Raw genomic sequence first — 17,362 nt, 5'->3', positions numbered from 1 at the left:
ATGGCTAAAAAATCAATGTCTGGAATAGCACGGTTATTAGAGAAATAATTTAATCATGGCTATCAAACGGTGAACATCAATCGGCTTAGTTAAATATTCAGAAGCCCCCGCATTTAAGCACGCAATTCGGTCTTCCGCCATGGCTTTGGCCGTTAAAGCAATGATAGGAATATTTTGATAGTCCGAGCGTTTACGAATGATTTCCATGGCTTCAAAGCCGTCCATTTCCGGCATCATAATGTCCATTAGAATCAACTCAATATTGGCGTCTTGGTCCAACACTTCAAGGGCACTTTTGCCACTGTCGGCAATCACCACGTCCATGCCTTCCTCTTCCAACTTACTAGAAAGCGCATAAGTATTACGCATGTCATCATCCACCAATAAGATCCGGCGACCAGCTACGCTCTTATCTTCATGACCCGCTTCAAACGTAATGTCTTCACTCGTGTCTTTAGCCGTTAAGCCTCGCAAAAATTGTTCGATATCTGCCAACAGACGTTGAGGTGACTCAGGCCCTTTAATCACAACATCAGCACAATACTGGCTAATCTCTTCCCGTTGTTCGTCTTCTAATTCTTTGCCAGTATGAACAATCACCCTTGGTTTGTAGTCACTGTCTTTCGCGATATGAAGCAAGAGTTCATGACCCGTCATATCCGGTAAACCTAAATCCAAAACCACACAATCAAAGTCGATGTTCGACATTTTTTGAATCGCCTCTTCCCCTGTTTCTGCAAAATACACAGCAACAGATAAAGGGGCAAACAGGGCTTCCAACGCAACACGTTCATTGGCTTCATCTTCTACGATCAAGATTTTCTCAAGTTGCTGCAAGCGCTCCACATTTAAACCTGACAATGCTTTTTTTACCATCTCTTCGCTGATCGGTTTCATGGTAAAGTCCAGCGCACCGTGTTCCATAGAATCCGTTTGATAATTATCACTCGATAACACATGAACAGGGATCATTTTGGTGGTGTCAGACTCTTTCAGCTTGGATAGCACTTCAAAACCATTCATGTCTGGCAAGCCAATATCCAGCAAAATACCCAAAGGCAAAAAGTGAGACGCCATGTACAAGCCATCATAGCCTGTACCACTGAGTAAACATTCAAAACCGGCATCTTCAATAATGTTTCTGAGCACCTCAGAAAAATGCACATCATCTTCAATCACCAAAATAGACCGTAAGTTAGATAGATCTGCACTGGTACTGGGTTCTTGCGTTTTAACAATAGGGGTCAGCTCAAACTGATTTTGAATAATGTCTTGCTGACCAACCAAAGAGTCTTTTTCTGAATAAGAAGAGGAAGAATACTGAGACGAACATTCCATATCCTCAGGCCCCTGCAACGGCAGATATAAGGTGAACTCACTGCCTTTACCCAACTCACTATGTACTTGAATTTCTCCACCTAAAATCCGAGTAAGCTCACGAGAGATAGTAAGACCAAGCCCTGTACCTCCGTATTTACGAGACACAGAGCCATCTTGTTGCTGAAAAGCTTCAAAAATAATATGGACTTTTTCTTTATTGATCCCAACACCAGTATCAGTGACCGTAATACCAATACAAGAGTCCGCTGTTAGAGATTCACAAGAAAAAGTAACCTCTTGATCAGGGCGATGAACATGTACCGTCACAGAGCCAGCATCGGTAAACTTCAGTGCATTAGATAAGAAGTTGCGCAGAATTTGCTCCATGCGGTGACTGTCAGAAATAAAAAACTCTGGTACATCATCATCCACGCTACAATAAAAGTTGAGATTTTTTTGTTTCGCAACAGGATCAAACAGCGACGTTAAGTTACTGATAGAGTCTTGGATATACACTTCTTCTAAATTGATGTCGAGCTTACCCGCTTCCACTTTTGAGAGATCCAGAATATCGTTGATCATCTCTAGCAAACTTTTACCGCCTTCATTAATGATTTGAGCCGCTTTTATTTGTTTTTCACTCAGGTTGCCTTCTTTATTGTCTGCCAAAGTTTGCGATAAAATCAGTAAGCTGTTTAATGGCGTTCTCAATTCATGGGACATGTTGGCAAGAAATTCGGATTTATACTTACTGCTAAGTGCCAATGCCGCACTTTTTTCTTCTAGGATCTTTCTCGATTTTTCAAGTTCGTCATTTTTGTCGCTGATCTCTACTTGTTTACGCTCTAAATCTTCATTACTACGCTTTAACGCATTTTGCTGAATTTGTAGCTCATCTTTTGATTGCTCTAGCTGCTTTTTCTGCGACGCAAGTTCTTCATTAGAGATTTTTAATTTATCTTGCTGTGCCTGAGACTCTTGCGCTAGTGTCTGAGATTCACTGAGTAACTCGCTAATACGTTGCTTACTGCTTAAGTTATTCATGTTCACACCTAAACTGTAAGCAAGCTGATCCAATAACTCTAAGTACTGAGGCGTGAACGCTTTAAACGAAGCCAGCTCCAATACACCAATACAACGGTTCTCATACAGAATAGGTTGAACCAAGATATTTAAAGGCTCAGCTTCACCAAGGCCGGAATGAATATGAATGTAATTCTCTGGTACGGAAGTTAATAAAATAATCTCTTTTTCTAGTGCACTTTGCCCAACCAACCCCTCTCCAAGGCGATAGCTGTTTGATAAATTTTTGCGCTCTTTATACGCATAACTTCCGAGCAAGACATACTTATCGTGATGAACATCGGTTCCCACCAGATCTATTTTTTCCAGCACATAAAACACACCTTGACCAATAGAAAGTACCTTCGCAATCTCAGACAATACCGATTGGGCCAGCATGGGCATATCCGTCGCACGTGCTGCAATATCCGTTAACGTTGATAACTTGGTTTTGTTGTAGTTCTGCTCCTCTACTTCCACCACTCGATCCGTCACTTGCTGCATCATGTGTAATAGAGCAATCCCTAACTCATCATTCGCTGATCGAGGCGAAATTTTCCGATTGTAATCCCCAGCCGCAAAGCCGTTAGCCTCTTCAACAATATCGCGAAAATTCAACTGCATCTGCTGCAAAGCTTTGCCTAATACATCCAAGTCAGAGATCAAGGTAATGTCGTCTTTTAAATCCCCTTGCGCTGCCTTTTCAGTGATTCTGACTTTTTCTTTTAACGCGGCAATCATGTCGATTAAAGCCGCATAAATCCCCGTATGCCTTTCAGATGAACTTTCAATCTTTAAATTAATATCACCGAGTGCCACTTGAGACGCCAACTTCTCTATTTCTTCAGGCTCTCCCCCTACCGCTCTCATGATGGTATTTGTGACCCAAATAGTAATGGTCACCGATAAAATCATGGAAATAATAACCAACCCAAAGATGAAAAGGTTGATAGTAGATAAGGTACTTACTAGCAAATACAGCGCATCACGAGCGTCTTTTTGCTCTTCATTCGAAGATGAGGTCAGGATCTCTTCAAGCTCACGTAGGGTGGTGTGCTCTAGACGATCAATCGCCGATAAAGCTTGGGTTCGTCGGCTAGGATCGTAATTATTAAAAACATCATCGGCGGTATCGGTAATAACCGTATACAAGCGAGAAATATTAATTAAATCGCGAATTTCTTGTGGCTTTTGCTCAAGCGGTTCAAGCAAACGTAGATACTTTTCAAAATCTTTGGCGTTGAGCTCAAACTCTTCTTTTTCATCCAGCTCTCCCCCAACGTATTCACTTAATGATGCCAGCATATCGCCAGCTTCATCCACCAGCTCTAGGTAATAACGAACACCAGGAAGATCATCCCCAAGCGCATCATCTAAATTGTGGGTTTTAAGTGCTTCCTCATACTCATTTTCTTTTAAGCTATCTAATAAGAACTCTAGTGATCGCCCTTGATTATGCTCGAGATCATCCACCCGCTTTCTTGCCCATATATCGACATCGGGGTTATAGGAAAGAAACACCTCTTTATTAATGATATTGATATAGTCACGTACCAAAAATTCAATCCGTTTTAATTTGGCGACATCAACATCCGTATCCGATTCTAAAGGTCGTAACTGTTCGAGGAGGGTTCGAAAATCTTGATGATTCAGTTTAAATTCTTCAAGCTCATCAGATTCACCAGTTGTGTATTCCAGCACATTACTGTGCATGTCTTCTAATTTACCTAAAATTTTTAAATAAAGAATAACGCCAGGAACATCATCTTCAGTAATCACGAGCGCATTCGTTTTTACGCCAGCATTCAATGTATAAACGGTAATACCCATCAGTAAAATCAGCACTAAAATGATCGAAAAGGCCAGACTGATTTTCTTACCAATAGAAATGCTCATGCGTGGCTGTCACCTTTGCGAACTTGCACCAATTCAGTAAGTATAGAAAAGGAATATCACCCAGAAAGATTTTAGTAATAATTCACATAATTAAAAGCATGACAGGAAGGGTGAGGCAGTCGTACAAAGAACAATAAGAACATAGAATGCCTAAGACAATTAGCTTTGTGTCTTAGGCATCAAAAAGGATGGGGGATTCAGTGTAATAAACCGAGATCTTCAGCTTCTTCTAACGTTAATCCACTGGCCCTGATATCGCGTAATATTTCAATACGCCTTCTCGTTTCCGCCTTCTTTTTTTGGCTAGTGGGAATGCTGGATGCGGTCTCATCTTTATAGTCCCACTTTGAAGAGACCGATGTAATTTCAGTATGATCCAAAGAGTTAATAGACACAGTTACCTCCTGCGAAACCTTGCGTCAAATTCACTGTATCAGTACCAAAGGGACGACACCTTGTTAAGATCAATAAAACCACTTTGTGACCTAGAATAAGTTTGACCGATTTTCTTCTTTTTTTACTGTCCTTCTTCGTTTTAAACAGGTACTTTCAGAGGTTCCCCCACAAAGAAAACATCGTGCACTAATAAGCATAAAGCCAAGAGAAGTAAACAGCTTACTCCACTTCCACTTTTCTAACTTCAGCGGCCTGCTTCAACCACATGGTTAACTCAGAATTAGAAAGTCGCCCTTAGTTTCGTACTCTTTCGTCATTACTTTCATATACTAGTGAAGACGGAATTATTTATAGGGATCTAATTTATGATGTCGCAGCCACTAAAGACTTTTCTCTTATGCTCATCACTCGCATTCGCTTTACCAAGTACAGCGGAAGTTCATTTAATTTTTAAGGCATCAAATAACCCTGAAGATAAAAAAGCCAAAGATTTAGCCCTTGCACCTTCAGAGCATGTACTGAACTTCGTGAATGCAGAATTAGATCTACATGGAGATTTGGACATCATTTACGGTGCTGAAGATGGCCCTTTATTTGACCCCAAAACCATGAGCATTCAAATACCGTATGAGTTTGTACACGAAGTCTACCGACGCTTCACTACCGACAAATACCATGAACAAGGTATTGATGAGGCTCAAGCCACTGGCGATGCCATTATGCATACTTTATTGCACGAATACGGCCATGCCTATGTGTTTGCGAATGAAGTCCCTGTATTGGGAAAAGAAGAGGATGCCGTTGATAATTTAGCCACAATTTTACTGCTCAATTTTTTTGAAAATGGCGATGAGATTGCCTATAGCGCCGCCGATTTATTTGCACTTGAAGATCAAGACACCAGTGAATATACCGAAAGCCACTTTTGGGATGAGCACAGCCTAGATGCCCAGCGTTACTTTAGTACGTTGTGCTTAATTTATGGTAGCGACCCTGAAAAATACGCCACCATGTTTGAGCAAGAACAAATCGATGAAGAACGAGACCGTTTCTGTATTGAAGAGTTTGAACACCAAACCCAAGCGTGGTTTGAAGCACTTCAACTCAGCGAGTATGCCGAAGATAAAGCCAAATCCACTCAGTAATCCAACAAATACGCCCTAAAATGAAGACAAAAGAGCTGCCTTCACGTTAGGGCGTATTGCAATAATATCTGGATAATAAGCCCAGCTTATCAGAACTCATTTTTGTTTTGATCTAACACATAATCAATGGTGACACAGCGCCCATCCTCCGAGTACGTGACGCCGTCACATAGTTGATGAATAAGCATCATACCGCGACCATAAGACTTATCATCCCCCGCCTGAGTAATGACATTCGGATCAAAACTGGACCCATTGTGCTGCAATGAAATGGTGATCTTTTTCTCTTTCGGGGCAAACTGTAAACCAAATTGTATTTCTGCGCTCACGGCCAATTGTTCAAGCCGCTCTTCACGCAATTGGTAATAAACCAGAAAACCGTTCTCTCCCTGCTTTAAATTCGAGTCCAATTCCAATAAACCATGTTCAACCGTGTTGGCCACTAATTCTGAAAGCACAGAGCACAATAAATCTAAATCTTCTCCTCCGCTAATAATTCCCGTTAGTAACAAACGAATCTCAGCCATAATGGACAAGCTTTTAATGGCCTCATGATCCAAACTCACCGACAAAGAAACGGGCAGTCTAGAAGTTCGATTATGCAGTTCCGCTTGCAGCGTTTCATCAATATTATCTGCGCTAATAGGAAAAGTTAACGTCAGCAAAGACAGATCGTCTTTTGCTTCTTCTTCCCCAGTAAACTCGACCACTGCGTCCATTAACCCGGCAATTAAGTCGGTTGGTGCCGAGTTGATCACCGCTTCCGTTCTTTGTTCACCAAATTGCTCTTTCGACACATTGGGCGCTTCGGTTAATCCATCGCTATAGAACAGCACTTTTTGCCCGGGCTCAAAGCGAATTTTTACAATATCCGCTTCAAACTCATCGTCATTTAATACGCCAAATGGCATGTGTTTTGAGACAAGCGTTTCCACTATACTGCCATCACTGTCAATAACGTATGCGTCCGGTAAACCGCCTCCCCACCAGTTCATTTCTAATCCGTTGGCAGACACTTCCACCACGCTGGCGGCCACCATCATACTGCTGGGTAAAAAACGTAATAGCGCCCCGTTAATTTCACTGACGATAGTCCCTAAAGACATGCCTTTTGCGGCCATGGAGAAAAAGCCACGGGCCACAGGAATGGTTGAAATAGCCGCTGGCAGCCCATGACCTGTCGCGTCTGCAAGAATGGCGTAAATACCGCCCTGTGGCCTTGGGGAGATAAGGACAAGATCGCCATTAAATACCGTACATGAACTGCTTAAAAAATCCACACCGCGAGCATCTTTGTAGCACTTCTCCATAAAGTTGCCAAAAATACCTTCAGCCACAGAATGTTCATAGTCTACATGCTCACGATAACTAGTAAGCTCATCCCGTTGCTGCGCCACTTCTCTGTAAATTTTAGCCGTACGGAAATGAGCTTGTACTTTTGCAATGAGCGTAGTGCGATCAACCGGTTTAAGAATAAAGTCATCGCCATACAGCAGACATTTACCAAACGATTCTTTATCACTCAGCGCGGTAAGAAAAATAATAGGAATGTGTTTACTAGTAAATTCAGCTTTGATCTCTTTTGCCGCTTCAAACCCGTTTTTTACTGGCATGATCACATCCATGATCACAATATCAGGTAATTCGGAGGAACTATGAAAGTAATCTACTGCTTGCTGACCATCATCGCACACAATTAAGCGCTCAGTATGGCTTTTCAACATCCCTTGCAGTAAGACCTGATTCATCCTCTGATCTTCTACGATCATCACGTTCATTGAATGCCTCTCTTTTTACTCAATAACAAACTTCTTATCAAAACGGGAAATTAAAAGGACTTTTTTTATCTGAGGCATACAATTCACAATGTGGATACTTTTGTCCGGTTTTTTTAAACTGGTCTGCATATTCAGCAACATACCAAGACCCGCACTGTCCATGTAATCTGCATTCCGAAAATCAATTATTATCTCGTGATCGGTGAGGTCTTCGTAACAATCACGAAAATCTTGTACCGAGCTAAAATCAAACTGCCCTTCAACAAAAATGACAGAACGTTGAAGATTTTCATTAATTTCTCTGGTTATTGGCATATTCCCTTCTCCGTTATACCTAATGAATTAAATCACGCTAAAAAAGCTCAATATCCCCTTCATCCATTGAGGATTGCTGGGCAGAGGTATGCACCGCTTTACCTGCATCAGCAATCAATGCATCTAACTCTTTTTCAAATAAGCTCAGATCTATCGTCGAGCGGTGAAGATGTTTTTGAACAAGTTCATGCAGACGCTCTAGCAAGCGCACACTGTGAGCCGCATGATCGCCTTGTTGGCTCACTATGTCTGCAAACTGCAGTCCTCGAATAGATTGTCCTACCGAATCGGATAACTGAGCTCCAATCTGTTTGACCTTATCGACCTCTTCTGTCACCTGAGTGTTTACTTTTTCGACTCCAGACAGCATCTTATCGACCTGCATCTTAGACTCGATAGCAATGGTCATGTCTAAAGAAGCAATATCACCAACCGTGGCATTCACTTCCCCCACCGTGTGCTGAGCGACTTTCACTTGTTTATGAATCTCATCATTTAATCGCCCCGCTTCTACCGATAAGTTACGTACTTCTTGAGCAACCACCTCAAACCCACGCCCAGCTTCTCCAGCTCGCGCGGCTTCAATGGCCGCATTTAACGCCAACAAGTTCGTTTGATCGGAGAGGCCACGAACTTGATGAAGTAACTTAAACACCGACTCTAGCTTTTCAGACATGTCCTGAATGCTATGAACAGCTGAAATGCTTTTTTCACTGACATTCACCAAAATAGTGACGTATTCATCAATGATTTTTTCCGTTTGAGGAACCACCTTAGATAAATTAAATTCACTCTCTCGATTATTCAGCAAATCAGTCACCAAGCCTTCCGCAATACCAGCCTGCTTCTGACACGCTTTTTCCATACCAAAAAAGCTATTGTTCAAGGTGACCACAGAGTCTTCCATGATCATTTTTTGCTTATCTAATGAGGCCCGAATAGGATGGATCTCCAGCATTAAGAAGTGATCAATTTTTTCAAGCGTACGACGGGTAGATTCATCTTCATTCGGTATGGTTTGCACGTGGGCTTGCTCAACAGACTCGGTATCTCTTAGTAAATGGCGACCAATACCACGACTCCATGACAAAGCCACCATAATAAACAACATGACCATCACCAAAGTACTTTGCGCTTCCATGAACGCAATACCACCAGCTACTGTCACCGCAAAGCTCACAATAAGATCTGGCATGCTAAAAGATGAACTGTCGTTCAATACCGCTTCGCTTTTCAAACTCGATTCCAACTCACTCATAACATTGCTCCACAATAAACGAGGCCACCTTTTTTAGTGGTAATACAGATTGTGCGGCACCTAACTCAACAGCCACACGAGGCATGCCCCATACAACCGATGACTTTTCATCTTGTGCCACTGTCATACCACCTTGCTCTTTAATATCTAATAAACCTTGCGCACCATCTGAGCCCATTCCAGTAAGTAAAATAGACAACGCTTTAGGACCAACAGAATGCGCAATAGAAGAAAATAAAATGTCCACGGAAGGTTTATGGCGATTCACTGGCTCGCCATCTTCCAGTTCGCCATACAACCGACCACCACGCCGTACCACCATCATGTGTTTATCCCCCGGAGCCACATAGGCACACCCCGCAATTAAAGGGGCAGATTGCGTGGAGAGCTCTTGCACTTGAATCGCTGAATGCGCATCAAGGCGCTCGGCAAACGGCCTGCTAAACGCTGCATTTATATGCTGTGTAATCACGATAGGCGGCAATCTTGCTGGCAGTACACTAAAAACGCTACGAATGGCTTCTGTTCCTCCAGTAGATGCACCTATCGCAATCAAATCAAAACTCGATTTCGACTTTTTAGCACTCGCCTTAGAAGACATTGAATTAGGTATCATTGAATCCGTCAGGCCATTATGGATATTGGCTTCCGCTGCCATTTTTACCTTTTCGATCACCAGTTCACGATAAGCAACTAGTTCTGATACGACTCTTTGATCGGGCTTGGGAAAATAGTCGACAGCCCCTAATTCAAGAGCTTCTAATGTTACGGCCGCACCATGTTGAGTTAAGGTCGAAATCATCACCACAGGCAACGGGTAAAGGCGCATTAGGTTTTTTAGAAACTGAACTCCGTTCATGCGAGGCATTTCGATATCGAGAGTTAATACATCAGGCTGAAGCTGCTTTATTAAGTCACGTGCATGGTACGGATCTTCGGCTGCCCCAACCACTTCTAGGCTGGGATCAGAATTCAAAATTTCGGTGAGTAAAGAGCGAAATACAGCCGAGTCATCCACAACCAATACTTTGTATTTTTCCTGTCTTGTCATTAAAATAGCTCCGCATCATTATCGTGAGGGGCATGAGTTTCCTCATACAAAGCACGGCTGTATTTTTCTTCATCCCGCTCAAGCGTATGCGCGTAATCCATACTCAGCTTTCTGACCCAAGCCTGGCCTGTTATGGGATCAAACATTATCTTTCGGGGTAATGTCCCCCCCAGATCCGAAGAAACCAATTCAAAATGCTCTTGCTTGACGTAATCGAGAATAAACTCAATATTCTTTTCACCAACCAAGATTTGCTTCCCGATCACACTGCCTCCGCCAAACAATTTGATACTTAAGTTATCTCGTGACGCACCATGACGAACCACTTGATTAATCAGTAGCTCCATCGCATGGTTACCATAACGCGCAGCTGAAGAAAGGATCTCTGTTGGATGCCAATGTTCAATGTCGTCGGTTTCATCAAAAGGAAGCATAAAGTGGTTCATGCCCCCCACCTGTGCGTATTTATCCCATACACACGCACTGATACACGATCCCAAACCAGTGCAAATAATTTCAGGATCATGCGTGGTATACACCCCACCTGGAAACACTTTCACCATCATTCGATCTCGACCTGAATGAAAAAAGCGTGAGGTACGACCCACTCGGTTCATATTGCTATTTATGATATTAGGTAGTGCCATTGCCCAGCCTGCTACACACCCATTAATTTTTTAGGTATATGGTGTGCCCTATGTGTTCAAACTTATTACTTAATGAGCCAACATTCTCCGAATGACCGATGATCAAAACGCCGTCATCAGCCAACACCCTATGAAAGCTATTTAGTAACTTTTCTTGAGTTTCTTTATCAAAATAAATCATGACATTACGACAAAAAATAAGGTCAAATTTATGCTTAAAAGACCATTCCCCAAGTAGATTTATCTGTTTAAAACGAATGTTCTCTTTAATGGCATTTTTGGCTTTAAATACATCATGATTCGCCCCTTTCCCTTTCACAAAGCCCGCTTTTAAGTACACCTCTGGAATAGTAGGAACAAGCTCCATTGGGTAAATGCCTGCTTGTGCTTTTTTAAGAACATTTGTATCTAAATCTGATGCTAATACCTTGGCTTGCAAAAAAGGGGACATCAACGCCCCAGCCGACTCCAAAACTGACGCTAAGCTGTAAGGCTCTTGCCCTGTGGAACATCCTGCTGACCACACCCTGATTTTCTCTTGTCCCTTATTTTTCCATTTCGGAACCAGTGTTTTAACGACATAGTCGAAGTGATGGCTCTCTCTAAAAAAGTCCGTTTTATTAGTGGTTAATAAGTTTATGAAAATTTCCTGCTCTTCAGCCTGCTGTTTCACAAGACTCAAATAGTCACAAACTGATGTTAAAGACAGCTCTCTCACGCGGCGAGACAACCTGCCATAAATCATACGACGCTTTACTTCTGGTAAATAAATACCCACGTTTTTATGCATAAACCATTGCACAAATTTGAAGTCTTTTTCCGTAAAAGAAAATTCCTGGGTTAACGTCGTTTCCTCGGCAGGTTGTGCTCTAACGGAAAGATTAGAACTCCTCCCACTCATCTCCATCCTCCGCTAGATTTCGACTCACAACATTTCTTTTTCGTACTGCTGCTGACCCACTTCTCTCGCTGCCAAACGTCGGCTTTACTACCGTCGAATGTCTTCCTCGGTTCGGCACTGATTTCACCGAAGATAAGCTTGATACATTGTTGTCAGTCACAAAGAAATTCATTAGATTCAGTAGCTCGCCCCCTTCATCCCGCAGAGACTGACTCGCGGCAGACGCTTCTTCAACTAACGCCGCATTTTGCTGGGTCATTTCATCCATCTTCGCTACCGCTCTACTGATTTCATCAATGCCGGTAGATTGCTCTTGGCTCGCCTGATCAATACTGCCAATCAACGCAGACACTTCCCCCACCGCTTCAACGATTTCATTGAGGGTTTCACCGGATTCATCCACTAAACGGGAGCCTTCACCGACTTTTTCCACGCTGTCTTTAATGAGATCTTTAATTTCTTTTGCCGCTCCCGCACTGCGCTGAGCAAGGTTACGAACTTCGCCAGCCACCACAGCAAAGCCTTTACCTTGCTCACCAGCACGCGCCGCTTCCACCGCAGCGTTCAAAGCCAACAAATTGGTTTGGAAGGCAATTTCGTCAATAACACCGATAATGTCCGCAATTTTCTTACTGGCTGAATTGATTTCCGCCATCGCAGCCACCGCCTGACCAACAACCTGACCACCTTTTTTCGCTTTTCCAGTGGCATCATTGGCAAGGGTGTTCGCACTGCGTGCACTTTCTGCGTTTTGGCGTACCGTGGCTGTCATTTCTTCCATGCTGGCTGCGGTTTCTTCAAGACTTGAAGCTTGCGACTCTGTGCGCTGGCTGAGATCATTATTGCCATCCGCAATTTCAGTGGATGCCGTTGCCACCCGTGCTGAAGAACTGGTGATTTTCTCAACCATGTCACGCAGATTCACAATTGAAGAATTCACCGCATTGGATAATTCACCAAATTCACCTTGCGCTTCTTCCGACATGGTTTGCTTTAAGTCACCTTCCGCCACGCTCGACATTACCTCGATACATTGACGGATTGGATCCACCACGGCATCCAACAAACCGTTAATGCCATCACCCAATTGAGCCATGAATCCACTGTAAGCCGCAGTATCAATACGGTGATCCAAGTTACCCTGTGCAGCATTTGCAATCAGGGTTTCTACTTGGCGCTGACCGTCCATTTGTTCGGTAATATCCACCCACTGTAAGGCAGGCCCTATGTACTTACCATTCGCATCACGCATGGCAATACAGGTTAACGTAAATTCCAGCTCTCCTACTTTCACGTTGGTTGTAAAAGGCAGGCGATCTGGATTATCAATAATACTACGCTGATGAGCGGGGTTTTTATGGAAAATATCAATGCTTTTTCCCACTAAGGTATCCACCTTAAAACCAGGAAACAGCGATTGCAGTTCACGTTCACGGCGTTTTAGCAGCTCTGTTAAAGCAGGGTTCAAATACTGAATATTGCCATCCAAATCCGCCATCATCATATTAGTAGTCATGCCATTCACCGCAGAGGCTAAACGACCAACTTCAATTTCTTTATGGCGCTTTTCGGTTACATTCTCCCACTCTAAAGTGCTACCAACGTACTCTCCCTGAGCATCAATGATCGCCGCCACATTAAGCTCAATCAGAACGTTACCAATTTTAATGTCTGTGCTGTAGGGCAAGTTATTTGGATCAGAGAGTAACTGACGCTGATGAGCGGGGTTTTTATGAAATTCATCAATACAACGCCCTGCTAACCACTCTTCTGTGGCGGTAAAGCCTGGCCATACCTTTCTAAATTCGGTTTGGCACTCTTTAAATAACGCGATGGTTTGTTGATTGACGTACGTGATGTTGAGCTCACGATCCACCATCACCATCGCCGTTTGGGCTTGATCTACCGCTGACTGCAAACGAGCCACATCGTTTTCTTTTGCCAGTTCAGCCGTCACATCACTCCACTCAAGGGTATTTCCCACGTAATTACCACGAGCATCGATAATGCCGCCGATATTAAGTTTCAGTGACACGCCGCCAACATTAATTGTTGTTTCATAAGGTAGATTGCCTGGATCTGACAATAAACGACGCTGGTGCTGAGGGTCTTTATGGAAAATATCAATACACGCACCAATCACCGCTTCTTTCTCTGCAGAGAAACTTGGCCACATCGTACGAAATAAACTTTCATGCTCTTGCAGTAAAGAGAGTGATTTTTTATTAACGTATGTAATGGTGAAATCTCGATCCACCATCATTAACGCCGTTTGAGCACCATCAAGGGCAGCCAGCATATGCTCCATGTTGTTTGAAATACCGCCTTGATCTGGTGACAATACCGATGGCTCTGTTTCTAATTGAGTTTCACGCTGCTTTTGAAGCTCATTTTTATTTCTTTTCCACCACGACATCTAAAATTCCTCTTCACTGACATTAGACTCAATCACTTTGTGGAGAACACTGAAATCAAATAGCTGCTCAATTTTGATTAACACCACATGACAATTATTTACTGACGCGATCCCTTCGATGAATCGGTGCTCGACATTGCTTCCTAGTTGGGGCGTTGTTTTTATTTCTGTTTGTGAAAGTTGATACACTTCGGAGACAGCATCAACAATAATGCCTAACGAACCGTGATCGGCACAATGCAGCACAATCACGACCGTGGTGGCTTTCAGCTCAGCAGACCCCATGCCAAACCGCTGCTTTAGATCAATAATAGGGACGTACTCTCCCCTTAAATCCAATACACCTAATAAATAAGCTTCTGTGTTCGGGATTCGACGAACGTCTGTCCACCCTCGAACTTCTCGGACATCCAAAATATCCACACCATACTCTTCTTGATCCAATAAGAAGGTTAAGTATTCTTTCGTTGCTATACTCATCCTGCCTCCGGCTGAAAAATATGGTCAAAATTAAGCAGTTCATCCACGTTCAATAACGACATCACCTGATCTTGAACATTGAATAAGCCGTCGATAAATGGAGTGACGGAGGTTTCTCCGATCACTGCCGTTTTCTCTTGATTGGTGCTGCTCACAACATCAGAAACCGCATCCACCACCACGCCCATTAAGCGTTCACCATTGCCAGAGCTGGTTTTTAACACCAGTACCACCGTAGTGGCGAGGTATTCGGCTTTGGGTACAGTGAACCTCAAACGTAAATCCATAATAGGGACAATCATGCCTCGCAGGTTAATTACGCCTTTAATGTAAAATGGCGCTTTGGGTATCAAGGTTGGTGGCTCCCAAACCCGAATTTCTTCTACAGAGCAAATTTCCACACCATACAACTCATCGGCAATACGAAAACTCAAAAAATCCGCCCCGTGGTTGCCGTTCATATCCATGATGCTCGATTCAAGGGATGTGTTGTCTTGCTGCACTTCCATGGCTCTTTTCTACCTCTTTGTTAGGCGGCAATATAAGGAGAGTTATCTTTGCGTTCGAGTCCCTCACGATGCAGGTAACCCGAAATAATGCCTTGAATATCCAAAATAAGAGAAACAGAGCCGTCCCCTAAAATCGTGGCACCAGAAAAACCTGGAACCTTGGTGTAATTAGACTCTAAGCTCTTAATCACCACCTGTTGCTGGCCCAATAGCTCATCAAGCAATAAACCCACTTTATTGCCCCCTGCTTCCACAAAGCACAATAAACGCCCCGCTAAACTGCCACTGGTGCCTAGCTCGAATTCTTCATGTAAGCGCATAATGGGAATGTTTTCATCACGCAGTCGATATAATTCAATGCCACCAGACGCAATTTTTACTCGCTCAGATTTTATTTGGATGGACTCAATAATCGTGATCAAAGGAATAACAAACACTTGCTCCGCTACCTTCACTAGCTGGCCGTCTAAAATGGCCAAGGTTAATGGCAAACTGATTGTAAAACGGCTCCCTTCACCTTCCTTCGAAATCACATCAATCTGACCACCAAGCCCTTCAATGTTCCTTTTCACCACATCCATACCGACCCCTCGGCCAGAAATGTCAGACACTTGCTCAGCCGTTGAAAACCCCGGAGCAAAAATCAAATTAAAGATATAGTTATCAGAAAACTCATCCAAATGACTGTCAGGCGCTAAAATGCCTTTATCCACCGCTTTTTGCCAAATACGTTCTTTATTCAACCCAGCACCGTCATCAGCCACTTCAATCACAATTGAGCCTCCCTGATGGTAGGCATTGAGCTCAATGTTTCCCACTTCCCCTTTATTATGACTGAGCCTTTCTGCTGGCATTTCCAAGCCATGATCAATGGCATTACGTACTAAATGCACTAATGGATCGGCAATACGCTCTAATACAGTTTTATCCAATTCCGTGTGCTCACCTTGGACATTCAGCTGAACTTTCTTACCTAATTTGCCGGATAAATCTCGCACAAGGCGTGGAAAGCGGTTAAACGCAAAGCTGATGGGCAGCATACGAATATTCAATACGCTCTCTTGCAGCTCTTTGGTGTTTTGCAGTAGCTGATCCAGCCCTGCTTGCAAACGCTCAATTTTCTCGGCGCTAAAATCGGTACCCAGCTCTGTCAGCATGGACTGAGTGATCACCAGCTCTCCCACTAAGTTGATCAAATTGTCGACTTTTTCAATGTCCACTCGAATTGAGCTGACACTGGTGTCACTCTTAACTTGGGTTTGTGCTGGCACTCTCTCTGCTTTCTCAACTTTCGAGGCTGGTTTTTCTACAGGAGAAGACGGTGCGACTGCATTAGAGTTCGGGGTAGCAGCAACAGGCTCCGATGTCAGTGTGATGTTTGGTTCTTTAATTTCAGGTAACACATCTTCTGCTGGTGGCTCCCCTAATGGGGCTGGCATCATCAATGGGGCATCATGAACCAGACGAGTAATGATCAAATCACATTCGTCTTCCACCCACTCAAACACTTCATTGATGTGCTCTCGTTTCACCGTGCCATCTAAGGTAATACGCCAAGAGAGAAAACACATTTCAGGCTCAATGATGTCCAGATCTGGCAAAGAATCCACTTGGCAAGCCACCGAGCTGTAAGTACCCAGCTCCCGAAGCTCTTTAATAATACGAACCGGATCATTACCGCTAAAAAAGATGTCTTTATGAGGGATAAACTGGATCAACCAATCGCTGCTGCCATCGTCTGTTACGACCTTATTCATCTCTGCTGCTGGCTCAGGGGCCTTCTCTTGGTTTGCTTCACCAGACAAGAGCTGCTCAAATTTTGCCATCAGCTCTGTTCGCATTGCAGTGTTATGCTCAGTGCCAGTTTCATGTGCCACCAGCATATCATTGATGCAATCGCCCCCTTTTAAGAGCAGATCAATGATCTGATGATCCAGCTGACGGCGCCCTTCACGAGCCTCATCAAGAAACGCTTCCATTAAGTGAGTAAATTCACTGATATCAAGAAGATCAAAGGTTGCACCACCACCTTTGATCGAGTGGGCTGCGCGAAATATTGTATTGATGGTTTCAAGATCCACACTTCCAGGATCCATTGAAACCAGTTGGTTCTCCAGTACTTCAAGGTTTTCACGACACTCTTCGTAGAACACCTTACGGAGCTGATCCATATCTAAGGCCATGGCAG

13 protein-coding genes are annotated in these 17,362 nt (G+C 43.4%); 1 reads left to right on the top strand and 12 read right to left on the bottom strand.

What is annotated here, in order from left to right:
* Positions 1–36: 36 nt before the first annotated feature.
* Together MHO82_RS13835 and MHO82_RS13830 are read right to left on the bottom strand one after the other, a co-directional pair.
* Entirely contained in the window at positions 37–4,278 is a 4,242-nt protein-coding gene (locus tag MHO82_RS13835; RefSeq protein ID WP_239184541.1) for a response regulator, read from the bottom strand.
* A gap of 197 nt (positions 4,279–4,475) precedes the next feature.
* Complete coding sequence (locus MHO82_RS13830; RefSeq protein WP_239184540.1) at positions 4,476–4,673, bottom strand: hypothetical protein; 198 nt, start codon at positions 4,671–4,673, stop codon at positions 4,476–4,478.
* A gap of 366 nt (positions 4,674–5,039) precedes the next feature.
* On the opposite strand from MHO82_RS13830, the gene MHO82_RS13825 reads away from it, so the two are divergent.
* The gene (locus MHO82_RS13825) at positions 5,040–5,819 is read left to right on the top strand and encodes a DUF4344 domain-containing metallopeptidase (RefSeq protein ID WP_239184539.1); all 780 of its coding nucleotides are present in this window, start codon (positions 5,040–5,042) and stop codon (positions 5,817–5,819) included.
* Positions 5,820–5,908: 89 nt separating this feature from the next.
* Here MHO82_RS13825 and MHO82_RS13820 read toward each other — a convergent pair whose 3' ends face one another.
* From MHO82_RS13820 to MHO82_RS13775, 10 genes are read right to left on the bottom strand one after another with little or no spacing between them, the layout of a single operon-like run.
* Positions 5,909–7,588: a fused response regulator/phosphatase gene (locus MHO82_RS13820; protein WP_239184610.1), complete on the bottom strand. Its 1,680-nt coding sequence runs from the start codon at positions 7,586–7,588 to the stop codon at positions 5,909–5,911.
* A 24-nt stretch (positions 7,589–7,612) separates the two neighbouring features.
* Positions 7,613–7,912 (bottom strand): STAS domain-containing protein, encoded by a 300-nt coding sequence (locus tag MHO82_RS13815; protein WP_239184538.1) that lies wholly within the window; start codon positions 7,910–7,912, stop codon positions 7,613–7,615.
* A gap of 37 nt (positions 7,913–7,949) precedes the next feature.
* Positions 7,950–9,170 carry a methyl-accepting chemotaxis protein gene (locus MHO82_RS13810; RefSeq protein ID WP_239184537.1) on the bottom strand — a complete coding sequence of 407 codons (1,221 nt, stop codon included), beginning with the start codon at positions 9,168–9,170 and terminating at the stop codon, positions 7,950–7,952.
* Positions 9,163–10,221: a chemotaxis response regulator protein-glutamate methylesterase gene (locus MHO82_RS13805; RefSeq protein WP_239184536.1), complete on the bottom strand. Its 1,059-nt coding sequence runs from the start codon at positions 10,219–10,221 to the stop codon at positions 9,163–9,165. Before MHO82_RS13805 ends, MHO82_RS13810 begins: the two co-directional genes overlap by 8 nt.
* Positions 10,221–10,868, bottom strand: coding sequence for a chemotaxis protein CheD (locus MHO82_RS13800; RefSeq protein ID WP_239184535.1), 648 nt, complete (start codon positions 10,866–10,868; stop codon positions 10,221–10,223). Before MHO82_RS13800 ends, MHO82_RS13805 begins: the two co-directional genes overlap by 1 nt.
* A 22-nt stretch (positions 10,869–10,890) precedes the next feature.
* Entirely contained in the window at positions 10,891–11,769 is an 879-nt protein-coding gene (locus MHO82_RS13795) for a protein-glutamate O-methyltransferase CheR (protein WP_275440617.1), read from the bottom strand.
* A complete protein-coding gene (gene aer2, locus MHO82_RS13790; RefSeq protein WP_343299972.1) occupies positions 11,750–14,185 on the bottom strand; it encodes an aerotaxis transducer Aer2 in 2,436 nt (811 codons plus the stop codon). The genes MHO82_RS13795 and aer2 overlap by 20 nt, the downstream gene beginning before the upstream one ends.
* Positions 14,186–14,665: a chemotaxis protein CheW gene (locus MHO82_RS13785; protein WP_239184534.1), complete on the bottom strand. Its 480-nt coding sequence runs from the start codon at positions 14,663–14,665 to the stop codon at positions 14,186–14,188.
* On the bottom strand, positions 14,662–15,174 hold the full coding sequence (locus tag MHO82_RS13780) for a chemotaxis protein CheW (RefSeq protein ID WP_343299971.1): 513 nt from the start codon (positions 15,172–15,174) through the stop codon (positions 14,662–14,664). The genes MHO82_RS13785 and MHO82_RS13780 overlap by 4 nt, the downstream gene beginning before the upstream one ends.
* A 20-nt stretch (positions 15,175–15,194) precedes the next feature.
* Positions 15,195–17,357, bottom strand: a complete 2,163-nt coding sequence (locus MHO82_RS13775; protein WP_239184533.1) for a chemotaxis protein CheA — start codon at positions 17,355–17,357, stop codon at positions 15,195–15,197.
* Positions 17,358–17,362: the final 5 nt, after the last annotated feature.

It is taken from the genome of Vibrio sp. Of7-15, assembly GCF_022347565.1.
Classification (GTDB): Bacteria; Pseudomonadota; Gammaproteobacteria; order Enterobacterales; family Vibrionaceae; genus NORP241.
Note: the sequence above shows the minus strand (reverse complement) of the source record. Positions and strands in the feature narration are given on the sequence as shown.